Genomic DNA, 20,422 nt, shown 5'->3' on the forward strand with positions numbered 1-20,422 from the left:
ACCACATGCTCCACCGCTTGTGCGGGTCCCCGTCAATTCCTTTGAGTTTCAACCTTGCGGTCGTACTCCCCAGGCGGAACACTTAATGCGTTAGCTTCGGCACTAAAGGGCGGAAACCCTCTAACACCTAGTGTTCATCGTTTACGGTGTGGACTACCAGGGTATCTAATCCTGTTTGCTACCCACACTTTCGAGCCTCAACGTCAGTTGCAGTCCAGTAAGCCGCCTTCGCCACTGGTGTTCTTCCATATATCTACGCATTCCACCGCTACACATGGAGTTCCACTTACCTCTACTGCACTCAAGTTCGACAGTTTCCAAAGCACTTCCACAGTTGAGCTGTGGGCTTTCACTTCAGACTTATCGAACCGTCTGCGCTCGCTTTACGCCCAATAAATCCGGATAACGCTCGGGACATACGTATTACCGCGGCTGCTGGCACGTATTTAGCCGTCCCTTTCTGGTATGGTACCGTCATGTAAAGATCATTTCCTACCCTTACCGTTCTTCCCATACAACAGTGCTTTACGACCCGAAAGCCTTCATCACACACGCGGCGTTGCTCCATCAGGCTTGCGCCCATTGTGGAAGATTCCCTACTGCAGCCTCCCGTAGGAGTTTGGGCCGTGTCTCAGTCCCAATGTGGCCGGTCAGTCTCTCAACTCGGCTATGCATCATTGTCTTGGTAGGCCTTTACCCTACCAACTAACTAATGCACCGCGAATCCATCAAAAAGTGGTCCAAACGGACCTTTTAACGTTCTGTCATGCGACAGCACGTTTTATACGGTATTAGCATCTGTTTCCAAATGTTATCCCCTGCTTTTCGGTAGGTTATTCACGTGTTACTCACCCGTTCGCCACTCGCTTGAAGAGTGCAAGCACTCTTCGCTGCGCGTTCGACTTGCATGTATTAGGCACGCCGCCAGCGTTCATCCTGAGCCAGGATCAAACTCTCATGTTAAAAGTTTGAAGATTGCTCTTCGATTAAACTGACTAGTTGCTATCTCTCGATAACGCCTATCCGTTTATTGTTTGTTACGAATTGACTTCGCAAATTTGTTTGTGACTACTTACCAAGTAGCCACCGTTACAGATTTGTTTGTTCAAAGTTTTGTTCAGTTTTCAATGTGCGATGCCTTGTTGGGCAACTCATTTATCTTACCTCAGCTGTGACCTAAAGTCAACAACTAATTTAGAAAGTTATTTGAGTTGCTTTGTTAGGGCAACTTGATTAGTTTATCAGGAATGTTGAAGCTTGTCAACAACTTTCTGATGAACTTTTATCAACTGCCGGTCATCTCTGACAACCAGCGCCTCGATCGAAGCAGCTTTGCTTCGTAACGAACAATAACTAGTATAGCGCCTACCTGACTACTCGTCAACACTTTTTTAATAATTTTTTGAAAGTTTTGATTACGTTAAAAGGTGTTATTGTACATTTTTCGATGATGACTACTTTTTGTTAATTTATTGTAAAAAAATACTGTACTTTACACTCCTTTAAATTTAACATTTATCTAATTATGATTAAAAATGCGACTTTTTGTAAATATTTGTGGTGAAAAATTATGGTTTTCGTATAATTAATATAGAATTTATTCTTTATCTAATAGTACTAATCAATTTCATTCATTGATTTAGAAAGGTGTCTAAACGGGAAAGGAGGCGAATATGGCTTGCCATATTCTAACAACAAAGAAGCGTGACCAGCGCTTGTTCCGTAAAATCTTAATCGATCCATATATTTTTGAAACTCCACGAGAACTTTTACTCGCGATTCGCTCAAATAAACGAGGTCCAATTTTGATTATTGATTTGGAGATCCGTGGTCACGAAAAGATTGGCTTTCAAACTGCCGAATTAGTTAAGAAGAACAATCCCAACGCCCAAATCATTCTCTTAGCGGAAGATAGTCGTTTGGCTAATTATTGTTTCGAATACCAAGTTGGGGTTTTAGACTTCATTATTAAGAATGACCGTGATTTGACTTTTCAAAAGCGTCTTTTACGTGCCATTGAAAAGGCCCAATACAATCTTCACAAAATTTTTTACACAAAACCAAATTTTGTACGTTTTCCAAACGGAACACGGTCAATTTTGGTTGATTTAACACATGTCATTTATATCTCTTGTGAAAAGGGGACTCACCACCTCATTTTGCATGAACACGACCGTATCACGAAAATCAGGGCAACACTTAAAACCATTGTCCCACTCCATAAAGATATTTGTCAGATTCACTCAAGCTTTGCCATTAATTTAAACTATTTAAAGGACTACCAACCCAAGAAAAAAATTATTACGCTCTCAACTGGCAACGCTTTACCGGTTTCTCGTCGCTATACAAGCGAAGTCCGAATGCACACAACTTGGTTTACTGAACCACCGAGCAAAGATGAAAATCCAAACTTCAAACGCAACGATTAAAAGAAAAAACATCACGACCACAGATAGTGTGGTTGTGATGTTTTTAAAACTGATTGAAACGATTTGATAAACAAAAAAAGAAAATCACTGATTCAAAATCACTTATTACTCCCAATATCATTCGCCTTAACGTCATCAACAAAGGATGGCGGCCACTTACTGAAAATAACAGCAAACAGCAACTCCCAAAAATTAAAGTTGCTTTCTATCACATCCCGATCCATTCCGAAAATCATCTAATATTATTGCTAGCTATTATCATATCTTGATGGGCTTAAGATGCCAACCTCTTCATTTTATTTTTCTAAAATAAAAACACCACGGTTTAATCACAGACAATTTGTCCCTGACTATTGTGGTGTTTTATTTTGATTATTGCTCAGAATCTGTATCGTTTTGGTCAGCCTCTGCTCGAGCAACTAAGTCACTAACTTGGTCGCTAACAGGGGACTGGCTATTATCTGCTGCTTCTTGGCTTTGAACCAAAGCAGCTTCTGGACTATCTTCGTCCATCTCAACTGGTTCCAATTTCGTCAAGGTTGCTACCTTGCTGTCGTCTTCCAAACGAATCAAACGAACGCCTTGCGTTGCTCGACTGGTTTGACTAACTGTATCAACGCTGAAGCGAATCATAACGCCCTGGTCAGTAGTGACCATAATGTCTTCATCGCCATCAACAGTGACCATGGCAGCCAGTGGTCCGTTCTTTTCGGTGATTGTTGCCGTCTTGATCCCTTTACCGCCACGACCCTTAACAGGGTATTCAGCAGCTGCTGTTTGCTTCCCATAGCCCTTTTGACTAATCACAAAGACCTTCGAGTCCGGAGTTAAGATATCGGCACCGATCACTTCATCTCCGTCACGCAAGTTGATTCCTCGTACACCAGCAGCACCACGCCCCATTAGTCGGACCGCTTCTTCCGCGAAGGTCACGGAGTAACCATTCATCGTGGCAATCACAATATTTTGCAAACCATCTGTTTGCAAGACCTTCAAAATTTCATCATCATCACGTAGGGTCAATGCTTTCAAGCCAGATGTTCGAATGTGGGCAAAGTCTTGTACCTGTGTCCGCTTAACGACACCCTTGCGAGTAACAAAGAAGAGATTATCTTGGCTTTCAGCTGGATTACCACTAACAGATAGAAGGGATTGAATCTTTTCATCTTCTTCAAAGTTCAAAAGATTAATCACAGGGATTCCCTTAGCCTGACGACCATATTCAGGAATCTCATAGCCCTTCATCCGATAGACCTTTCCCTTGTTGGTAAAGAAGAAGAGGGAGTCATGGGTTGAAAGGTTAACCAACTGGTCCACGAAGTCTTCATCATTCAGATTCATCCCTTGAACACCACGACCACCACGGTTTTGTGCCTTAAACTCGCTCGCTGGCACCCGCTTGATGTAGCCGTTATTAGTCAAAGTAACAATGACATCTTCTTCTTCAATCAAATCTTCGTCTTCGATGCTGGTAACATCACCAACTTGCAATTCTGTCCGACGAGGATCACCAAAACGGTTTTGGATTTCAAGCAATTCATCATAGATCAACTGATCGATGCGTTCTTGGTGGGCCAAGATATCCTTCAGATCAGCAATCAAAGCAACCAACTTTTGGTATTCGTCTTCTAGCTTATCGCGTTCCAAACCGGTCAACCGGACTAAACGCATGTCTAAGATGGCCTGTGACTGCTTGTCCGAGAGGTCATAGCCCTCAATCAAACGTGTCTTGGCTTCATCAGAAGTCTTGGATGAACGAATAATATTGATAATTGCATCAATGTGGTCAAGGGCAATGCGCAAACCTTCTAAAATATGTGCCCGTGCTTCAGCCTTCTTTAAGTCAAAGCTTGTCCGACGACGAATGACAGAACGCTGGTGGTCCAGATAGGCCACCAGGATTTCCTTCAAACTCAGCGTCTTCGGAGCACCATGGTCGATGGCCAACATGTTGAAAGAGAACCCAGTCTGCAAAAGGGTTTGCTTGTACAAATTATTTAAAATAACCGATGCGGAAGAATCTCGTCGGACATCGATTGAAATCCGCAAACCTTCACGGTCGGTTTCATCACGAATACCGGTAATGCCTTCAATCTTCTTATCGCGAGCTAATTCCGAAATCCGTTCAATCAAACGCGCCTTGTTAACGGCGTAGGGGAGTTCTGTCACGATAATCTGTTCTCGACCTGATTTTGTCGTTTCAATATCGACCTTAGCCCGAATCGTTATTGTGCCCCGACCGGTTTCATAAGCCTTGCGGATACCAGCCTTACCCATGACGATTCCACCAGTTGGGAAATCAGGACCGGGTAGTGCTTCCATCAAATCAGCCGTCGTCGCCTCCGGTTTGTTCATCAAGATATGCAAGGCCGAAATGACCTCGCCCAAATTATGCGTTGGAATATTGGTTGTCATTCCAACGGCGATTCCGGTTGCACCGTTGACCAAGAGGTTCGGGATTCGAGCAGGTAGAACCTCCGGTTCGCGTTCCTCACCATCGTAGTTTGGCACGAAATCAACCGTATCCTTATTCAGGTCACGGACCATTTCCATTGCCACTTTCGACAAACGAGCTTCCGTATATCGCATGGCAGCGGCACTATCACCATCAACAGAACCAAAGTTTCCATGGCCATCTACCAACAAGTAGCGGTATGAAAAGTCCTGCGCCATTCGGACCATTGATTCATAGATTGCTGAATCACCGTGAGGGTGGTACTTACCCATAACATCCCCGACAATACGGGCTGATTTTTTATGGGGTTTATCTGGCGTATTGCCTTGCTCAATCATCGAATAAAGGATTCGACGATGAACAGGCTTCATCCCATCACGGACGTCAGGCAAAGCCCGAGCCACAATTACTGACATGGCATAGGACAAGAATGACGTCTTCATTTGCTCGGACAAATGCGTATTTTGAATCCGAGTATCCATTTCTTCTGGCATTTCATTTACTCCTCGTCAAACACGACCGACAATTAAATATCGAGGTCTTGAACAAAGACCGCGTTATCCTCAATAAACTGACGCCGTGGTGGCACATCGCCACCCATCAACATATCAATCACAGCATCAGCTTCTTGGGCATCGGCCGGGTCAACCCGTAACAACCTTCGGTTAGCAGGATCCATCGTGGTATCCGCTAATTGATCGTAATCCATCTCGCCAAGGCCCTTATAGCGCTGCACCTTTGGCTTGGCATTACTTGGTAATTGAGCTAAGTAGTCTTCTAGTTCTTTATCAGAATCCAAATAAGTCATGATCTTGGAATTTCCCAAAGAAACACCGTACAAAGGTGGTTGCGCAATATAAATATAGCCAGCATCGACCATTGGACGCATATAGCGATAGAACAGCGTCAACAACAAGGTCCGAATATGGGCACCATCGACATCGGCATCCGTCATGATAATAATTTTGTGGTAATTGGCTTTTTCAACATTAAAGTCATCCCCAAAACCAGAACCTAGCGCTGTAAAGAGCGAACGAATTTCTTCGTTGGCCAAAACTCGGTCAAGAGTTGCTTTCCCAACGTTCAAGATTTTTCCACGAATTGGCAAAATAGCCTGTGTCAAACGGTTACGACCCTGCTTAGCTGAACCACCGGCAGAATCACCCTCGACAATAAAGAGTTCTGAAATTTCAGGATCCTTCGAAGTGTTGTCGGCTAATTTACCAGGCAAATTCGAAATTTCCAAGCCCGACTGCTTCCGGGTCATTTCGCGCGCCCGTTTAGCTGATAACCGGGCACGTTGAGCGAGCGAACCTTTTTCAACGATTTGCTTAGCAACTACTGGGTTTTCAAGCATAAAGCGTGAAAAAGTCTCAGAGAACATCCGGTCAGTCGCCTGCCGGGCATCCGAATTCCCCAACTTTGTCTTTGTTTGTCCCTCGAATTGAGGATCTGGGTGCTTAATCGAAACAATGGCCGTCATCCCTTCCCGGACATCTTCTCCGGTTAATGATTCGGCCCCTTCTTTAATAATCTTTTGTTTGCGAGCATAGTCATTAATTACTCGGGTTAAAGCTGTCTTAAAGCCGGTTTCGTGCGTCCCACCTTCATAGGTGTTGATGTTATTGGTAAATGTTTTCAGATTTTCTTTGACACCCGTTGTATATTGCAAGGCAACTTCAACGACGATGCCGTTCTCCTCACCCTCAACATAAACTGGTTGGTCAAACAAAGCCTGCTTATCTTCGTCAAGGAAAGAAACGTATTCCTTAATCCCACCCTCAAAATGGAAAGATTCACTAAGGGGTTCATCCGAACGCTTATCCTCAATTGAAATCCGCAACCCTTTGTTCAAGAAGGCTAATTCTCGAACACGGGTTAACAGAGTTTGATAGTTATAAACAGTTGTTTCTTGGAAAATATCAGCATCAGGCTTGAAATGAACGATTGTTCCTCGTTCAATTGGCAATGGCCCATCTTTTTTAGTCATTTTTGTTTTGACATGACCGGTTTGAAAGTCCATATAGTAAAGCTGACCATCACGAACAACTTGGACATCCAGTGCCGTTGAAAGAGCGTTAACAACTGAGGCCCCAACTCCGTGCAGACCACCAGAAACCTTATATCCGCCACCGCCAAATTTTCCACCGGCGTGCAAAATTGTAAAAACGGTTTCCAAGGCTGGCTTGCCCGTCTTTGACTGGATATCAACCGGAATCCCACGACCATCATCCGTTACGGTGATCGAGTTATCTTTCTCGATGGTCACGGTGATATGACTAGCAAAACCGGCAAGGGCTTCATCGATTCCATTATCGACAATTTCCCAAACCAGGTGGTGCAAACCTTGGGCCGTTGTTGTCCCAATATACATCCCAGGACGCTTTCGAACGGCCTCTAACCCTTCCAAAACTTGGATTTGGTCAGCATTATAGGCATCCGCATCCGTATGCATTTGACTTGCTTCTTCCGGATTTACTGCGGCCACTTCTTGATTTTCTGGATACTCTTGCTCTGCCATCATTCTCCTTTACGCCATCATGGCTACTCTTCCACTTGCACATGACCAGCTTTGACGATAAAAATTTTTGGTTCCTTGATCAACTGACGGGCCACTTCCGTTAGGGAAGGGGCCGTGATAAAGGTTTGAACCTTGTCTTGAATAGCCATTAAAAGGTGCGTTTGCCGGTTGGCATCCAACTCACTTAAAACATCATCCAAGAGCAAGACGGGATACTCACCCGTTTCTTGATGCATCAATTCGATTTCACCAAGCTTTAAGGCTAAGGCCGCCGTCCTCTGTTGTCCTTGCGAGCCAAAAACCGCCACATTGGCTTGGTTGACATCAATAATAAAATCATCTCGATGTGGACCTGCCAAAGTAGTGCCTTGACGCTTTTCACGCTCGGCATTCTTCTCAAAGACCAACAAAAGAGCCTCTTGCACTTGATCTTTTTGCATCTCCACTTCAACTGGAATCGCCGTTTGGTAATGCAAGGTTAAAATCTCTTTTTGACTGGCTATTTCCTGATGAATTTGATTTGCCTGGGCTTCTAATTTGATTAAAAATTGCTGTCGAGCCAAAATAATTTGACTAGCGACGTCGATTAGCTGCTCAGTTAAGACATCTAAAAAAATCTGGTCGCGCTGGCCACCCTGGGCCCAGGCCTTTAGATAGGCATTGCGTTCTTTGAGAATTTTTTTGTATTGGCTACTTTGCTGTAGATAGAGTTTGTTCATTTGTCCAAACTCGATGTCGATAAAACGGCGCCTAATCGTCGGTGCTCCCTTAACCAAATCCAGGTCTTCCGGAGCAAATAAAATGACGTTTAGCTGACCAATGTAAGTTGACAGCCGGGATTGATCAAGATGATTAACCCGAGCCTGCTTGCCTTTAGCAGACCAAGAAAGGGAAAGGGGCGTTTGACCAAACCGATTTTTGATTCGACCAGCAATTTTTGCCTCTTTTTGTCCCCACTGAATCAAATCCTTATCAGTTTTTGTCCGGTGGGAGCGAGCTAATGCCAGTGCATAAATACTTTCCAAGAGGTTTGTCTTTCCTTGGGCATTCTCACCCAAAAAGACGTTAATCCCACTTTGGAAATGCAAATCAGTTTGATCATAATTACGGAAATGGTTGAGAGATAAATCGCTTAGTTCCAAGATCCTGGTCCACTTGGCTTTTGCTTCGATGACCGCTGAACCGCTTTGTTACTTGCTCGTTGTTGACGAGCAAGCGCTGTTTGGCGTTTCTTTTCCTTGTGTGCTGCTTGCTTTTGACTAGCAGCAAATCGAGCTAAGATTGCCTGTTTTTCAGCTTCTTCGGCCTCTTCCTCTGCGCTTTGGTTATCAATCAAATAGCGCGTTTCTTGGAAGTCAACCTGGTCACCTGGGTACAATTTCTTACCCCGGCGATTTTCTTCTTCGCCATTTAACAACACTGATTGCTCAGCGAGAAAAGCTTTTGCCTGGCCACCAGAAGCAATAATGTTTTCCATTTTAAGCAACTGAGCCAGGGTGATATAAGCGGTTTTAATTGCTACGCGTTCAGCCATCGTTTTCCCCGATTTCTTGGTAAATACTTACTCCGTTATTATACCATACTTACGCTAATTTGCCCCTGAGAGCCGTTTTTAGCTTAATTTCTTTGTTTTGGACATTCATGCCAAACAGATAAAAAAGTAGCAGCAGGCTTCCTTGTGCAAATTGGCACAAAAAAAGAACATCAACCAAAGAAGATGTTCTTTTCTAAAGAATTAATTAAAATGTGCGTACTGGTGTTACCAATTGGAGTTGTTTATTATCGGTTTCACCTTCAGGGATGATGATGAAAGGCCGTAAGTTAGTTGTAAACTTCAATTCAACCGTTCTTCCCTGCAAAACGCGCAAGGCATCACGAACATAATCTGGATTAAAAGAAATTTCCAAATCTTCACCAACAACCTTTTTTGCTGTCAGCTCTTCCTTTACTTGACCAACTTCTTGTGAATTTCCAGAAAGTTGTGCTTGGCCATCTTTAATGGTCAGCAAAATCACGTTATTGCGTGATTCGTGTGACAGCAACGAAGCACGATCGATGGCACCTGACAAAACGGCCGCATCAATTTGCAGTTCGGTAGTTGCTTCATTTGGAATCAAGCGATCTGTTTCTGGATAATTTCCTTCCAACAAGCGTGAATAGAAAGTCGTCTTACCAAAGATAAAAGCAGCCTGGTTGGTTGAAAGCTTAATTTCAACACGATTTTGTCCATCTAACAATGATTGCAATTCATTAAAGGCCTTTGCTGGAATAATAACCGATATTTTATCAGTATTTTCTGTTCCAGTTAACGTTACGATTCGTTGCGACAAGCGGTGTGAATCAGTTGTAACAGCTTTAATTTGGTTGCCATCCAACGTTAAATGAATTCCCATTAAAATTGGACGACTTTCTTGCGTTGAAGCTGAAATTTTTGTTTGGGCAATAATTTCAACTAATTGAGCAGCGGAAACCTTTAATGATTTGCTTTCCGTTAGTTCCGGTAATTTTGGATAAGCTGAACTTGGTTGGCCATTAATTTTAAATGATGCTGAACCAGAAGTAATCAAAGCTTGCAAACCATCAATTTCAAGTGTCATTTTGTCAGCAGGTAAATGCTTGACAATATTAATAAAGAAAGTTGCGGGGAGGGTAATACCACCTGTATTTTCAATTACTAATTCATTAGTGGTATCACTTGCTTCCAATGCGATTTTAATTGAGATATCAGCATTTGATCCCGTTAAGACCAGGTCTTCTTCGGACAACTCTAATTTAATGTTAGTCAAAATCGGAATGGTTGTTCGAGATGAAATTGCGCGAGCAACATCATTTAAAGCTTTGATAAAGGCTTGACGGTTAATCGAAAATTTCATGGCGTACGGCCTCCTTTATGGTCGGTACATCTATATTATATTAGTATTATTTAACTAGTAGTAATAATAAGGGCTGTGGAAACGGGGGATTGAAGAATCAGGCCTAATTTACTCGCTTTTTACCTGTTGATAACTTTGGGACTAACTTGCTAGAAAAGGGAGTGTTGTCCACAAGGCCTATTTCCCGTTTTTTATCTCATTGGCCAGGTCTTCAATCAGTTCCTTTGTTTTTGGTTCCGTTTCGACCTGTTCAGCTACCTTGTTGTAGGCATGTGAAATCGATGAGTGGTCGCGACCACCAAATGATCGACCAATATCTGGTAAGGATTTATTTGTCATGGTTCGGGTGAGGTAAATGGCGATGTGTCTTGCCGTTACTAAATCAGCTTGCCGTCTAGATCCCTGCATATCGGCAATTGTTTGCATAAAGTAGTTAGCAACGGTTTCTTGAATCCGCTCTACCGTAATCTTTTTGCCTTGGTCAATGTTTAGCTCGGTCAAAATTGATTGGGCCGTTTCAATGGTTGCCGGCTTGTTCATGAAGCGAATCTTGGCTTCAAACTTATGAAAAGCGCCTTCCAAAGAACGGACGTTGGTATCAATCTTTTCGCCAATTAGTTCCAGTACCTCGTTTGGAATATCTAGATCATTGCGTTCTTGCAAGTTGCGCAAAATTGCGACCCGGGTTGGTAAATCGGGCTTTTGAATGTCCTGGGTAATTCCCGCTTCAAAGCGGGAGGTCAACCTAGTCAGTAAGTCTGGAATATCAGTTGGATAGCGGTCGGAAGTCATCACAATCTGCTTACCAGCCTTGGTTAAGGCGTTAAAAGTATTGAAGAACTCTTCTTGCACCTTTTCTTTACCAGACCAGAACTGAATATCATCAATTAAAAGCATATCCAGCGATCGATATGTTTTTTTAAATTTAGCCGTCGCGTTGGAATCGGCTTTGTTTCCTTCACGAAGTGAATCCGTAAAGTCATTTAAAAAGTCTTCTGCAGTTGCATATTTGATGCTGGCATTTGGGTGGGTAGTTGCATATTCATTACCGATTGACTGCATCAAATGTGTCTTACCCAGACCAACCCCTCCATAAATAAGGAAGGGGTTATAGACCTTGCCGGGTGCTTCAGCAACTGCTAAGGCAACTGCTAAGGCGTTTTCGTTTCCGGCCCCTTTGACGAATTTATCAAAGGTAAAATCAGAATTTAAATCGTTTTCTTGGGAGAAAGGAATTTGGGTCGGTTCATTGTAGCCATTGAAGTTACCGCTTGTTTCAGTTTCGCTGTCTTCTTCGACTTTTAGTTCTGGTCGAATGAAGTCGCCGGTAATTTCGTTGGCATGCTGGACGAAATCCATCGCATACTGTTGTGTATTCCATGCTTGAATGATATCAGCGGCATGGTCGGTCGGAACAGATAAAACAAGTTTGCCATCTTTAAAGCCAAGCGGCGTAAGTGGGGCAATCATTGCTTCAAAACTGACAGGACCAGTTGTTTTGTAAAGTCTGAGACTGACCTCTTTCCAAAGGACGTCGGGATCAAGTTGTTTTGCCATGTAAATCTCCAAGAAAAGTAGATAAAGGATGAAGCTATGCTGAATATTATAGCAAAAAAAAGGGGTAAAGACTAGTTATCCACAGGAAAGAGGATAAAAAGAAAGTTATCCCGCTTGGGGACTAATAACTGTCTGTCATGTGGAGAAGAAAGGGAACAAATTTTCGGGTTATCCACATATCAACAAAGTTATCAACGTCAAAAAGTGGACTAATTTCGTTTTGTCTGACTTTTTCAACGTTATCCCCAGAAAGCAGTCCCCAGCCTGTGGATATGTGGATAAGTCGTGCATAAGGCGTGAAAAGACAGTTATTGTCCCCTTATGTCCACAACCTTGTGGTTTTCTTTTGGATAAAGGCGTGGAAAGCTGATTTGAGCCAATTTTAAAATTTTTAGTGTTTTTGCTGGCGACTTTGGTGCAAAACTTGCCTCAACGGCGTATCCATGGTATGATTAGTCTCGAATTGCAAGAAATTTTGCAGACAAATTATTAATGGAGGAAATATAGATGAAGCGTACATTCCAACCAAAGAAGCGTCATCGCGAACGCGTACACGGTTTCCGTAAGCGTATGAGCACTAGCAATGGCCGTAAGGTATTGGCTCGCCGTCGTGCTAAGGGCCGTAAGGTATTATCTGCCTAATCAGGTCGCTGCATGCAGTGGCCTTTTTATTTTTATTGGATTTTTAATGCAGGGTTTTCCTGTGTACATAAGTGAACGGTGATTTAGGTAAGAGACCATGCGCAAGACATTTCGGATTAAAAAACCAGCCGAATTTCAAAACGTCTTTGACCACCATCAATCGGTGGCAAATAAGTATTTTGTCTTATATCGGTTAAAAAAACAGAATCAAAAACATTTCCGTCTCGGGCTTTCAGTTGGTAAAAAAGTCGGTAAGGCCCATGACCGGGTTTTTGTTAAAAGACGAATTCGACAAGCTTTTTTGGAATTAAAACCAGTGTTGAATTCAGATGTTGATATCTTAGTGATTGCAAGACCAGCTGCAGCACACCAGTCCCAAGCTTTTATTAAGAAACAACTTGAACATGTACTAAAGCTTGCGAAACTTTTAAAGGAAGAAAATCATGACTCGAATCAATAAATGGGTAAAAACAATTGGCTTTTTGCCGCTGCTCTTAGCAGCATTGGCAATGGTGGGCATCATTGCTGCTGACCATTCATATAGCGGCCAGGTGGCAGGTTCTGGCTTGTGGGGTGGTTTTGTTGCCATCTTTATTCGTTCTATTTTGGGCGTTTCTTCCTGGTTTTCGTCTTCTTTTGGACTTGGAATCATTGTCTTTACGGTTTTTGTTCGTTTTCTGATTTTGCCATTAATGGTTTATCAGGTTGATTCCATGAAGAAAATGCAGGGCTTGCAAGATGAAATTAAGGCCTTGCAAGATACTTATCCTGGTCGTGATACTGAAAGTCGGCAGTTGCTAGCTGCTGCTCAGCAACAACTGTACAAGGACCGTGGTATTTCACCTTTTGCCTCAATGCTGCCTTTGTTAGTTCAAATGCCGGTTTTGATTGCCTTGTATCAGGGAATTCACAATTCACCTGTGTTACGTTCAGGCTCATTTCTTTGGTTGAATTTGGGACACCAAGATCCTTATTTCGTCTTGCCAATTTTGGCTGCCTTGTTTACCTTTGGTTCGTCATGGTTGTCAACCCAGGCCAATCCGCAGCAAAATGCGATGACGAAAGCAATGCCATATGTCTTTCCTTTTCTAATTTTGTTCACAGCCTTAGCTGTTCCTTCTGCCGTTTCTCTTTATTGGGTGGTTGGAAACTTGTTCCAAATGGTGCAAACGTTCTTCTTGCAAAACCCATTCAAGATGCGCCGCGAGCGAGAAGAGGCCTTGGCTTTGGAAAAAGCGAAGGCACGTAAGGTTCGTAAGGCCCAACGCTCAAAGAAGCGTAAAAAGCGCTAATTGTATTGTTTAAATGAAGTCACAGCAAGTTCTTGCTGTGATTTTTTTTGATTCCTTTTATAGTGAAGATGTCTGTTTGATGGTCTTGAAAGTTTAAGCAACGATGGTTTAATTAGACTGTTTTTTTTGCTATGATACCTAGTGTTATTTTCTTTTAAAAATCAGTGAGGGAGGGTCATCATGATTGAAATGTTAAAGCAGACACCAAAGTTTTCTTGGTACCATATTACCGATATGAGTTCTGCAGATGAGAAAACACTTTTGGACGACCATGGTTTAACAAAACAAATGATTGGCTATGCGGATGACCATAATGAAAGTGTTCGAATGGAATTTGATCCTGAGGCCGACGAAGCCTTGATTATTTTAGATGTTATCTCCGCTGAACCGGAACCGGTTTTAACTCGTCCTTTAGGAATTGTTTTGGTTCATGGTGACTTATATACTTTTGCGCATCGTCCAACGAACTATATTAAGAAGAATTTTTTAAATGGCGATACAACCTTTCATCGAACAAATGATGAAGAAATGTCAGTTTTCGAATTTATGGTGACGGGTATTTATCCGTTAATGACAATGTTTGGTGATGAAATTACTGAAATTAATCGACAAAGACGGGCAATTCAAGCACAATTTAGTAGTCGTAAGCAACTAACGAAACACACCAATGATTTATTGCACCTGCAAATTCAAATGATTTATCTCCAAAATTCGTTGGCGAATGATTTAATTATGTTTGATCAGATTCGACGCTCATATGAGAACCATGTTTCGGAAGCCGACTTGGATCGATTAGATGCTGTTCGGGTTGAGGTTGAGCAGGCGCGCGACATGGCTGGTTTAGCAATGGAAGTGATTAATGCTGTTGCTGATGCGACAGGCTCACTTGGTAATCGTGATTTGAATTGGACGATGAAGGTCTTAACTGTCTATTCAATTGTCTTTACAATTCCAACGATTGTTTCTGGTTTTTATGGTGAAAACGTTGATTATTTACCCTTTGCTCATGGTGCTTCTGGGTGGTGGGTGACCATCATTATCATGTTCTTAATGATGATTGGTGCAATCTATTTGTTCCATCATTATGGTTTTTTGAAAAAGTAAATAATGAACCTGATTTTTATGCTACATTGCCGTATAATAAATTTATAACAATTATATTTCGAATGTTGTGAGGATGTTATGTCGAAAAAAAAACGGAAAAATGAATTTATCGAGCAACGAGATTTGCTGTTACAGAAATCTTCTGTTGGCTGGGTTTCTTTCCGCCGCTTTTTGTTTGCACCGAATCTGTTAACTTTTGTGATTTCGGTTGTTGTTGGAAATGCTTTTGGTGGAGCAATCAAAGATTTAGTGAGTTTATTAGCTAGTTTTATTTCCTTTGTCTGGCGTTGGCTCTTTACCAAAAACCATCCATTATATTTTGCAGCAACGCAACAGGCTTGGTCTGAGTTTATCACCTCATTTTTAACAATGATTTCGATTGCGTTGGCGGTATATTATACAATTCAATTGATTAATAATAAGTTAATTAATTCGGAAAGTGAAAAATGGGGTTATGATGAACCTCATGAAGATATGATGGCTTTGCAGAAACTGCAACGAGAAAACAACGATTTGATTAAAAAGAATAATGAACTGCAGCAAAAAGTTTTGCAGACACTAGCAGAAAAGAAGTAAAAGAGTTACTCTAAGGAGAGAGGAAAAATATGAAGCAAACAACAGTTATTGTCACGATTGTCGCCTTGGTTTTGATGTTTATTTCGATTGCCAGTTGGATTTTCAAGCAGGAAGGTTTTTCTCTTGTTTGCGCCAACTTGGGAACAGTCATTTTGCTGATTGCCTATTTGTGGGACAATCGTCGTAATGATATAAATGATTAAGAAAAAGTAAAGAACAGTAATATTATTTAAAGCTAAGATTCTTTCTTAGCTTTTTCTTTACTTTTTCGGTGGTGTTTCACGTGAAACACTTGAACGGTTGTTTCACGTGAAACACAGGAAGGACGGAAAATGCTATTTAAAGATGCTCAGGTAACAATCGATCCTGTTGTAGTACCTGACTACGTTAGCCACGTTATCAAAAACCAAAAATATGGTCCAGAAGATTATCAGCTTTTTGATATTTACCTACCAGCTGGTGACCAACGGCACCCAATCATTTTGGATCTTCAGGGGGGTGGACTGATTCGAGGGGTGAAGTCATCCTTTAAGTTAGGACCTTCATTGAAATTTGTCAAAGAAGGCTATGCCGTCATTTCAATGAACTATGCACTGATTTCGACAAAATCATTTTCTTTTCCAAAACAAGTAGCAGAAATTCGTGCGGTTTTGGCAAAAGCTAAAAAAGATGCACAGAAATATCAGTTAGAAGCCAATAGTGTTGATTTAATTGGAGAATCTTCCGGAGCACAGCTGGCAATGCTGACTGCCGCATCTGTTACGGCTAAAGTGAAATTAGGACGAGTTTCAGCAGCCGACGACTTAACTGATTTGCCAGAAATTAAACATGTGATTGCCAATTATGGACCTTATGAATTTGACCAATTTGCCCGTCAGTTTCAAGAAGAGGGGATTCAACCTAAGTATGTAGAATCTGGCCAGGCAAATTCGTTTGAAGGACTCGCCTTAGCAGGACTAGCAGTTGGTGAAAATCCAATTGGTGTTAGTCAGGCAAATCCAGCCAATTACTTTACTCAAAAGACACCAGCTGTATTAGCCTATGCGGGTAGTGATGATCAAGTTGTGCCTTATCAACAAAGCCTTGATTTAATTACTCGTTATCAGAAAATGACAGCAAAAAAAGCTACCTGCCATCTTATTACAGGTGGTCGACATGGTATTTTTGATTATGATACACCAGAGATTTATCAAGAAAAACTTGCTTTTTTAAAAAATAATGACTGAGCAACGGTAAAGATACTTTAGAACAAAAAAAGAAGGTAGGATTGGATTCCTACCTTCTTTTTATTGGTTTAAAATTTGCTTCACAACTGTGGCAGCTTCAGTGAAGGCGATTGTTTGAACGTGTGGTCGGGGGATTACTGTTGTGAACCAACTTTGACCTTCTAAAGGAACACCAGTAACAAACAAGTTTGGAATTGATTGGTTTTCCTTGTTATAAACCGTAAAGTTTTTTAAGTCAACTTTGATGGTGTTGGCTAAAGGAGCAGTACCATCCTGGTTAATAATTCGGTTGTCACCAACAATTAAACCATTTTTGCGGAGAGATTTTAGCAACGGACTCTTAGCCGTGCGAAAATCGGGTCGACCAAGACGCGCTTCGATGAGAGCAGTTCCTTGAAAATGTTCAGCAAAACGATCAGTTGCTGTAAAAAATTGTTGGTTATGGGCGACACTGAAATTTGGACCGGCGATAGTAACGAGCTTGGCTTTAATTAAAGCCAAAAGTTGCCGTGTTCGGATTAATGGCGGACCCACTGATAGTTGTGTATCAAAGAGTTTGAAGTCAGTTAAGAGTTTTTGATAATCATCTTCATCAAAAAGACGTTCATTATAAAGTGTTCGGACAGTACCACGAACATCACGCAAAATGTCATAGGCTCCTGTTAAGGGCGATTTATCATTACCGAGAAAGGCAGAATCAATATCTTCTTTCAAATGCTGAACGAAAAATTTCCGAAAAGCAGCAAGAGAGGTAACATCGCGGGAAGGGGTTGCTTCCTTTTCCCAAGAAATGTTCACATCTAATTTAAGATGAAACTTTTGATTAACATGCTGCCAATTTTTTGGATTTTCTAGAAAATCCAAAATTTCTTCTTTTTTTGTATCGGATAGTTTATCAAGCAGATTGACTTGGTTAATGAGATATTTGTAAGTCAACTCTTGGTCTAAGACGTGGCGAAAAGTATTGTAGGGCAGGTGACCACCGTGATCTTTTGCGATTTGCTGCATACGTTCCAGCGTGAAAAAACGAGGTTGATACAACTCATTTGCCCCTTTTTGATTAAGGCCGTGTGATCGAGGAGGAAGCCCCGAACCAGAACCAATAATCAAATGTGGCTCATGACCAGATGGGTGGTAAACAAGTGAACCATCCTTTTTAGTCAAAAAGAAACCACCTTTACCAGCTGTCAAAGACAGGAGGTCATCAAAAAAGGAAAGACCAAGTCCTTGAACCAAAACAGTATCATTTTCATTCAGGCTAGAAAAATCATTTTCCGCTGGGTGAGAGGCGGGATAATAGTGAAAGCCCCTTTCTTTTGCAAATTTTTCCAAGTCTTTCTTCTTCTCACTTAACTCGGCATCAAGGTGACCCAAAGCCAAGACGACTTTATCAGCAAAAAAATGATTATAGTCGGTAGTGGTCATGTTAAAACCGGGATTAGCTTCTAATAAGCTTTTGACGGCGACTTGGTGAAAACGTACTGAAAGGTTACTAGCACAATTTTTGAGAATTTCTTCAAAAAACCAAGCAGCATAGACACCCATTAAACCACGGGAAGCATAGGCAGTCATTGATGTTAGTGACAAAACTTCCTCTCGGTAAGCCATTGGATATTCGTGATGTTGTTTTAAGAAGGGCAGTGCGTAAGATTGCGCCCAAGTAAGCAGGTTTGGTGTTAAATCTTCACCACGACGTTGACCGATATCGTAATCATTAAACAACGTTACCTGATTGGGATTCGTATTCATTAAATAAGTTTGATTATTTTCAAAAAAAGGATTCCAAACGCGGCCACCAACCGGGTAAGGGTCGAAAATATTAATTGTTAAGGCCTGGTTTGAATCAGCTTTTTGAATAAGGCGGTCGAGAATAGCTAGATTTCTCGGACCCGCTCCAATTAAAGCAATTTGCATGGGGACTCCTGTATCAAGTGAAAATAAAAAGCCAACGATAAAGTAAGCGCTAGCTATGAAAATGCATTTTTGAAAAAAGGTTAGAAACATTGCGATTAAATGTGTCTAAAATTTATAATATTTCTTAAACTAATTCTACCCTAAATATGATTGAAAAAAAAGGTAACTAAACAAAGTATATCCCAAATAAAAAAAGAATTTGTTATAATAGACGTATCATCTGTTGGCAAAAGTTTACTTCCATGGAAAAGACAGAAAGTTAGCGGTCGCTGTAAGCTATCCCATCTTAAGCTGAGTTACACAACAGGAATCGATGACGTCGAGTCGCGTTAAGACTAAATGAGTGGCCTTCAAGAGGCAATTTAGGTGGTACCGCGGACAATTCGCCCTAATCAGTTATGATTAGGGCTTTTTTTTGTCCTGATTTCTAACTGAGACGAACGTGCCGGTAATCAATGGAGGAAAGTAAAATGAATTTTATTGAAGATTTGAAGTGGCGTGGGGCCTTAAACCAGGTGACTGATGAAGAGGGGTTGTTGCAGGCAATGGCGGCCGGCCAAATCGGCGCTTATGTCGGCACTGATCCAACAGCTGATTCGCTGCACTTGGGACATTTGATTCCATTTATGGTCTTGAAGCGTTTCCAAAAAGCCGGTGGGAAAGCCGTGATTATTGTTGGTGGGGCAACCGGATCAATTGGGGACCCTCGGCCAACAACTGAGCGCCAGCTACTCTCAGAAGAGCAATTAAAGGTTAACGAACAAGGAATTGCCACCCAAGTAACCAAGCTCTTCGGAGCGGACGGAACGACAATCGTCAACAATGCTGATTGGCTGAGCCCAATGACCTTGCCAGAATTTTTACGAGATTATGGAAAATTATTCTCTGTTAATGTCATGCTGAAGAAGGATGTTGTTGCTTCTCGTTTGGAAACCGGAATTTCTTATACTGAATTCACTTACCAAATTTTGCAAGCCGTTGATTTCTTACACCTCTGGCGCGAAGAAAACGTTCGCTTGGAAATTGGTGGCTCTGATCAGTGGGGGAACATTACCGCCGGTGTTGATTTGATTCATACGGTTGAAGGTTCTGAAGCACCGGCTTTTGGATTGACAATTCCATTGATGACGGACTCTACGGGAAAGAAGTTTGGAAAATCAGAAGGAAATGCGATTTGGCTGAACGCTGAAAAGACATCACCATACACGTTCTACCAGTTCTGGTATAACCAACGTGATGAAGACGTTGTTAAGTACCTGAAGTATTTTACTTTCTTGAGCCCTGAAGAAATTGCTGATTTGGAAAAGGAAGTTGCTGAAAACCCTGGTGCCCGTCTGGGTCAAAAGCGCCTAGCGGAAGAAGTGACGGCCTTTGTTCATGGTCAAGCAGCTGTAAAAGAGGCGGAGGCACTTTCCAAGGCATTGTTCTCGGGTGATGTTGCAACCCTTTCTACTCAACAAATTCGCGATGTTTTCGCTGGTGTTCCAGGATTTGAAACAACTAGTGCTCAGCAAAATGTAGTGGACTTCTTGGTTGACGCTGGTATTGAAAAGTCTAAGCGTCAAGCACGAGAAGACGTGACGAACGGTGCAATTACCATTAACGGTCAAAAGGAAACCGACGTTGCAGCAGAAGTTGATCCAAGCACCAATTATGACGGTCAATATATCTTAGTACGCCGTGGTAAGAAAAAGTATTTCTTGGGAACGGTTAAGTAAGAAAAGGGGACATGCGAGTCTCTAAGGCACTTTTTTCTTTAAAAAAATAAAGAAAAAGAAATCTTTTTCTTTAATTTTAGTTTAATCTCAATTCCCTATACTTAGAGTATCGATA

General features: G+C 41.8%; 16 protein-coding genes and 1 rRNA gene (1 of these 17 running past the window's edge). 9 read left to right on the forward strand and 8 right to left on the reverse strand.

What is annotated here, in order from left to right:
- Positions 1 to 963: ribosomal RNA gene (locus M3M36_RS03835) — 16S ribosomal RNA — on the reverse strand; it reaches 588 nt to the left of the window's first position.
- A 710-nt stretch (positions 964 to 1,673) separates the two neighbouring features.
- On the opposite strand from M3M36_RS03835, the gene M3M36_RS03840 reads away from it, so the two are divergent.
- Positions 1,674 to 2,429 carry a LytR/AlgR family response regulator transcription factor gene (locus tag M3M36_RS03840; RefSeq protein WP_252773304.1) on the forward strand — a complete coding sequence of 252 codons (756 nt, stop codon included), beginning with the start codon at positions 1,674 to 1,676 and terminating at the stop codon, positions 2,427 to 2,429.
- Between the two features lie 372 nt (positions 2,430 to 2,801).
- Here the strand turns inward: M3M36_RS03840 and gyrA are convergent, their stop codons facing one another.
- The 6 genes from gyrA to dnaA all read right to left on the reverse strand — a co-directional run bounded on the left by gyrA (position 2,802) and on the right by dnaA (position 11,835).
- Complete coding sequence (gene gyrA, locus M3M36_RS03845) at positions 2,802 to 5,378, reverse strand: DNA gyrase subunit A (RefSeq protein WP_252773305.1); 2,577 nt, start codon at positions 5,376 to 5,378, stop codon at positions 2,802 to 2,804.
- A 32-nt stretch (positions 5,379 to 5,410) separates the two neighbouring features.
- Positions 5,411 to 7,405 carry a DNA topoisomerase (ATP-hydrolyzing) subunit B gene (gene gyrB / locus M3M36_RS03850; protein WP_274705257.1) on the reverse strand — a complete coding sequence of 665 codons (1,995 nt, stop codon included), beginning with the start codon at positions 7,403 to 7,405 and terminating at the stop codon, positions 5,411 to 5,413.
- A gap of 23 nt (positions 7,406 to 7,428) precedes the next feature.
- Positions 7,429 to 8,547, reverse strand: coding sequence for a DNA replication/repair protein RecF (recF, locus tag M3M36_RS03855; protein WP_252773306.1), 1,119 nt, complete (start codon positions 8,545 to 8,547; stop codon positions 7,429 to 7,431).
- Entirely contained in the window at positions 8,538 to 8,939 is a 402-nt protein-coding gene (gene yaaA / locus M3M36_RS03860; protein WP_252773307.1) for a S4 domain-containing protein YaaA, read from the reverse strand. Before yaaA ends, recF begins: the two co-directional genes overlap by 10 nt.
- Before the next feature lie 205 nt (positions 8,940 to 9,144).
- A complete protein-coding gene (dnaN, locus tag M3M36_RS03865; RefSeq protein ID WP_252773308.1) occupies positions 9,145 to 10,278 on the reverse strand; it encodes a DNA polymerase III subunit beta in 1,134 nt (377 codons plus the stop codon).
- Positions 10,279 to 10,455: 177 nt separating this feature from the next.
- Positions 10,456 to 11,835, reverse strand: a complete 1,380-nt coding sequence (dnaA, locus tag M3M36_RS03870) for a chromosomal replication initiator protein DnaA (RefSeq protein ID WP_252773309.1) — start codon at positions 11,833 to 11,835, stop codon at positions 10,456 to 10,458.
- Positions 11,836 to 12,342: 507 nt separating this feature from the next.
- Here dnaA and rpmH point away from each other — a divergent pair.
- From rpmH to M3M36_RS03905, 7 genes are all read left to right on the forward strand, one after another.
- The gene (rpmH, locus tag M3M36_RS03875) at positions 12,343 to 12,477 is read left to right on the forward strand and encodes a 50S ribosomal protein L34 (RefSeq protein WP_047975516.1); all 135 of its coding nucleotides are present in this window, start codon (positions 12,343 to 12,345) and stop codon (positions 12,475 to 12,477) included.
- Between the two features lie 97 nt (positions 12,478 to 12,574).
- The gene (rnpA, locus tag M3M36_RS03880) at positions 12,575 to 12,937 is read left to right on the forward strand and encodes a ribonuclease P protein component (RefSeq protein ID WP_252773310.1); all 363 of its coding nucleotides are present in this window, start codon (positions 12,575 to 12,577) and stop codon (positions 12,935 to 12,937) included.
- Positions 12,921 to 13,769, forward strand: a complete 849-nt coding sequence (locus M3M36_RS03885) for a membrane protein insertase YidC (protein WP_252773311.1) — start codon at positions 12,921 to 12,923, stop codon at positions 13,767 to 13,769. The genes rnpA and M3M36_RS03885 overlap by 17 nt, the downstream gene beginning before the upstream one ends.
- A gap of 180 nt (positions 13,770 to 13,949) precedes the next feature.
- Positions 13,950 to 14,873 carry a magnesium transporter CorA family protein gene (locus tag M3M36_RS03890; protein WP_252773312.1) on the forward strand — a complete coding sequence of 308 codons (924 nt, stop codon included), beginning with the start codon at positions 13,950 to 13,952 and terminating at the stop codon, positions 14,871 to 14,873.
- A 78-nt stretch (positions 14,874 to 14,951) separates the two neighbouring features.
- Positions 14,952 to 15,449: an MscL family protein gene (locus tag M3M36_RS03895; protein ID WP_252773313.1), complete on the forward strand. Its 498-nt coding sequence runs from the start codon at positions 14,952 to 14,954 to the stop codon at positions 15,447 to 15,449.
- 29 nt (positions 15,450 to 15,478) lie between these two features.
- Entirely contained in the window at positions 15,479 to 15,652 is a 174-nt protein-coding gene (locus M3M36_RS03900; RefSeq protein WP_252773314.1) for a hypothetical protein, read from the forward strand.
- Between the two features lie 129 nt (positions 15,653 to 15,781).
- Positions 15,782 to 16,675 (forward strand): alpha/beta hydrolase, encoded by an 894-nt coding sequence (locus tag M3M36_RS03905; RefSeq protein WP_252773315.1) that lies wholly within the window; start codon positions 15,782 to 15,784, stop codon positions 16,673 to 16,675.
- Between the two features lie 60 nt (positions 16,676 to 16,735).
- On the opposite strand, the gene M3M36_RS03910 is transcribed toward M3M36_RS03905, so the two are convergent.
- Positions 16,736 to 18,589, reverse strand: a complete 1,854-nt coding sequence (locus tag M3M36_RS03910; RefSeq protein WP_252773316.1) for an FAD/NAD(P)-binding protein — start codon at positions 18,587 to 18,589, stop codon at positions 16,736 to 16,738.
- Positions 18,590 to 19,059: 470 nt separating this feature from the next.
- On the opposite strand from M3M36_RS03910, the gene tyrS reads away from it, so the two are divergent.
- Positions 19,060 to 20,307: a tyrosine--tRNA ligase gene (gene tyrS / locus M3M36_RS03915; protein ID WP_252773317.1), complete on the forward strand. Its 1,248-nt coding sequence runs from the start codon at positions 19,060 to 19,062 to the stop codon at positions 20,305 to 20,307.
- Positions 20,308 to 20,422: the final 115 nt, after the last annotated feature.

This window comes from Fructobacillus americanaquae, assembly GCF_024029775.1.
GTDB lineage: Bacteria > Bacillota > Bacilli > Lactobacillales > Lactobacillaceae > Fructobacillus > Fructobacillus americanaquae.

Bases quoted from the DNA above. Each gene is read 5' to 3' on its own strand.
- M3M36_RS03840 (WP_252773304.1), top strand. From the start codon at position 1,674: ATGGCTTGCCATATTCTAACAACAAAGAAGCGTGACCAGCGCTTGTTC.
- gyrA (WP_252773305.1), bottom strand. From the start codon at position 5,378: ATGCCAGAAGAAATGGATACTCGGATTCAAAATACGCATTTGTCCGAG.
- gyrB (WP_274705257.1), bottom strand. From the start codon at position 7,405: ATGGCAGAGCAAGAGTATCCAGAAAATCAAGAAGTGGCCGCAGTAAAT.
- yaaA (WP_252773307.1), bottom strand. From the start codon at position 8,939: ATGGCTGAACGCGTAGCAATTAAAACCGCTTATATCACCCTGGCTCAG.
- dnaN (WP_252773308.1), bottom strand. From the start codon at position 10,278: ATGAAATTTTCGATTAACCGTCAAGCCTTTATCAAAGCTTTAAATGAT.
- dnaA (WP_252773309.1), bottom strand. From the start codon at position 11,835: ATGGCAAAACAACTTGATCCCGACGTCCTTTGGAAAGAGGTCAGTCTC.
- rpmH (WP_047975516.1), top strand. From the start codon at position 12,343: ATGAAGCGTACATTCCAACCAAAGAAGCGTCATCGCGAACGCGTACAC.
- rnpA (WP_252773310.1), top strand. From the start codon at position 12,575: ATGCGCAAGACATTTCGGATTAAAAAACCAGCCGAATTTCAAAACGTC.
- M3M36_RS03885 (WP_252773311.1), top strand. From the start codon at position 12,921: ATGACTCGAATCAATAAATGGGTAAAAACAATTGGCTTTTTGCCGCTG.
- M3M36_RS03890 (WP_252773312.1), top strand. From the start codon at position 13,950: ATGATTGAAATGTTAAAGCAGACACCAAAGTTTTCTTGGTACCATATT.
- M3M36_RS03895 (WP_252773313.1), top strand. From the start codon at position 14,952: ATGTCGAAAAAAAAACGGAAAAATGAATTTATCGAGCAACGAGATTTG.
- M3M36_RS03900 (WP_252773314.1), top strand. From the start codon at position 15,479: ATGAAGCAAACAACAGTTATTGTCACGATTGTCGCCTTGGTTTTGATG.
- M3M36_RS03905 (WP_252773315.1), top strand. From the start codon at position 15,782: ATGCTATTTAAAGATGCTCAGGTAACAATCGATCCTGTTGTAGTACCT.
- M3M36_RS03910 (WP_252773316.1), bottom strand. From the start codon at position 18,589: ATGCAAATTGCTTTAATTGGAGCGGGTCCGAGAAATCTAGCTATTCTC.
- tyrS (WP_252773317.1), top strand. From the start codon at position 19,060: ATGAATTTTATTGAAGATTTGAAGTGGCGTGGGGCCTTAAACCAGGTG.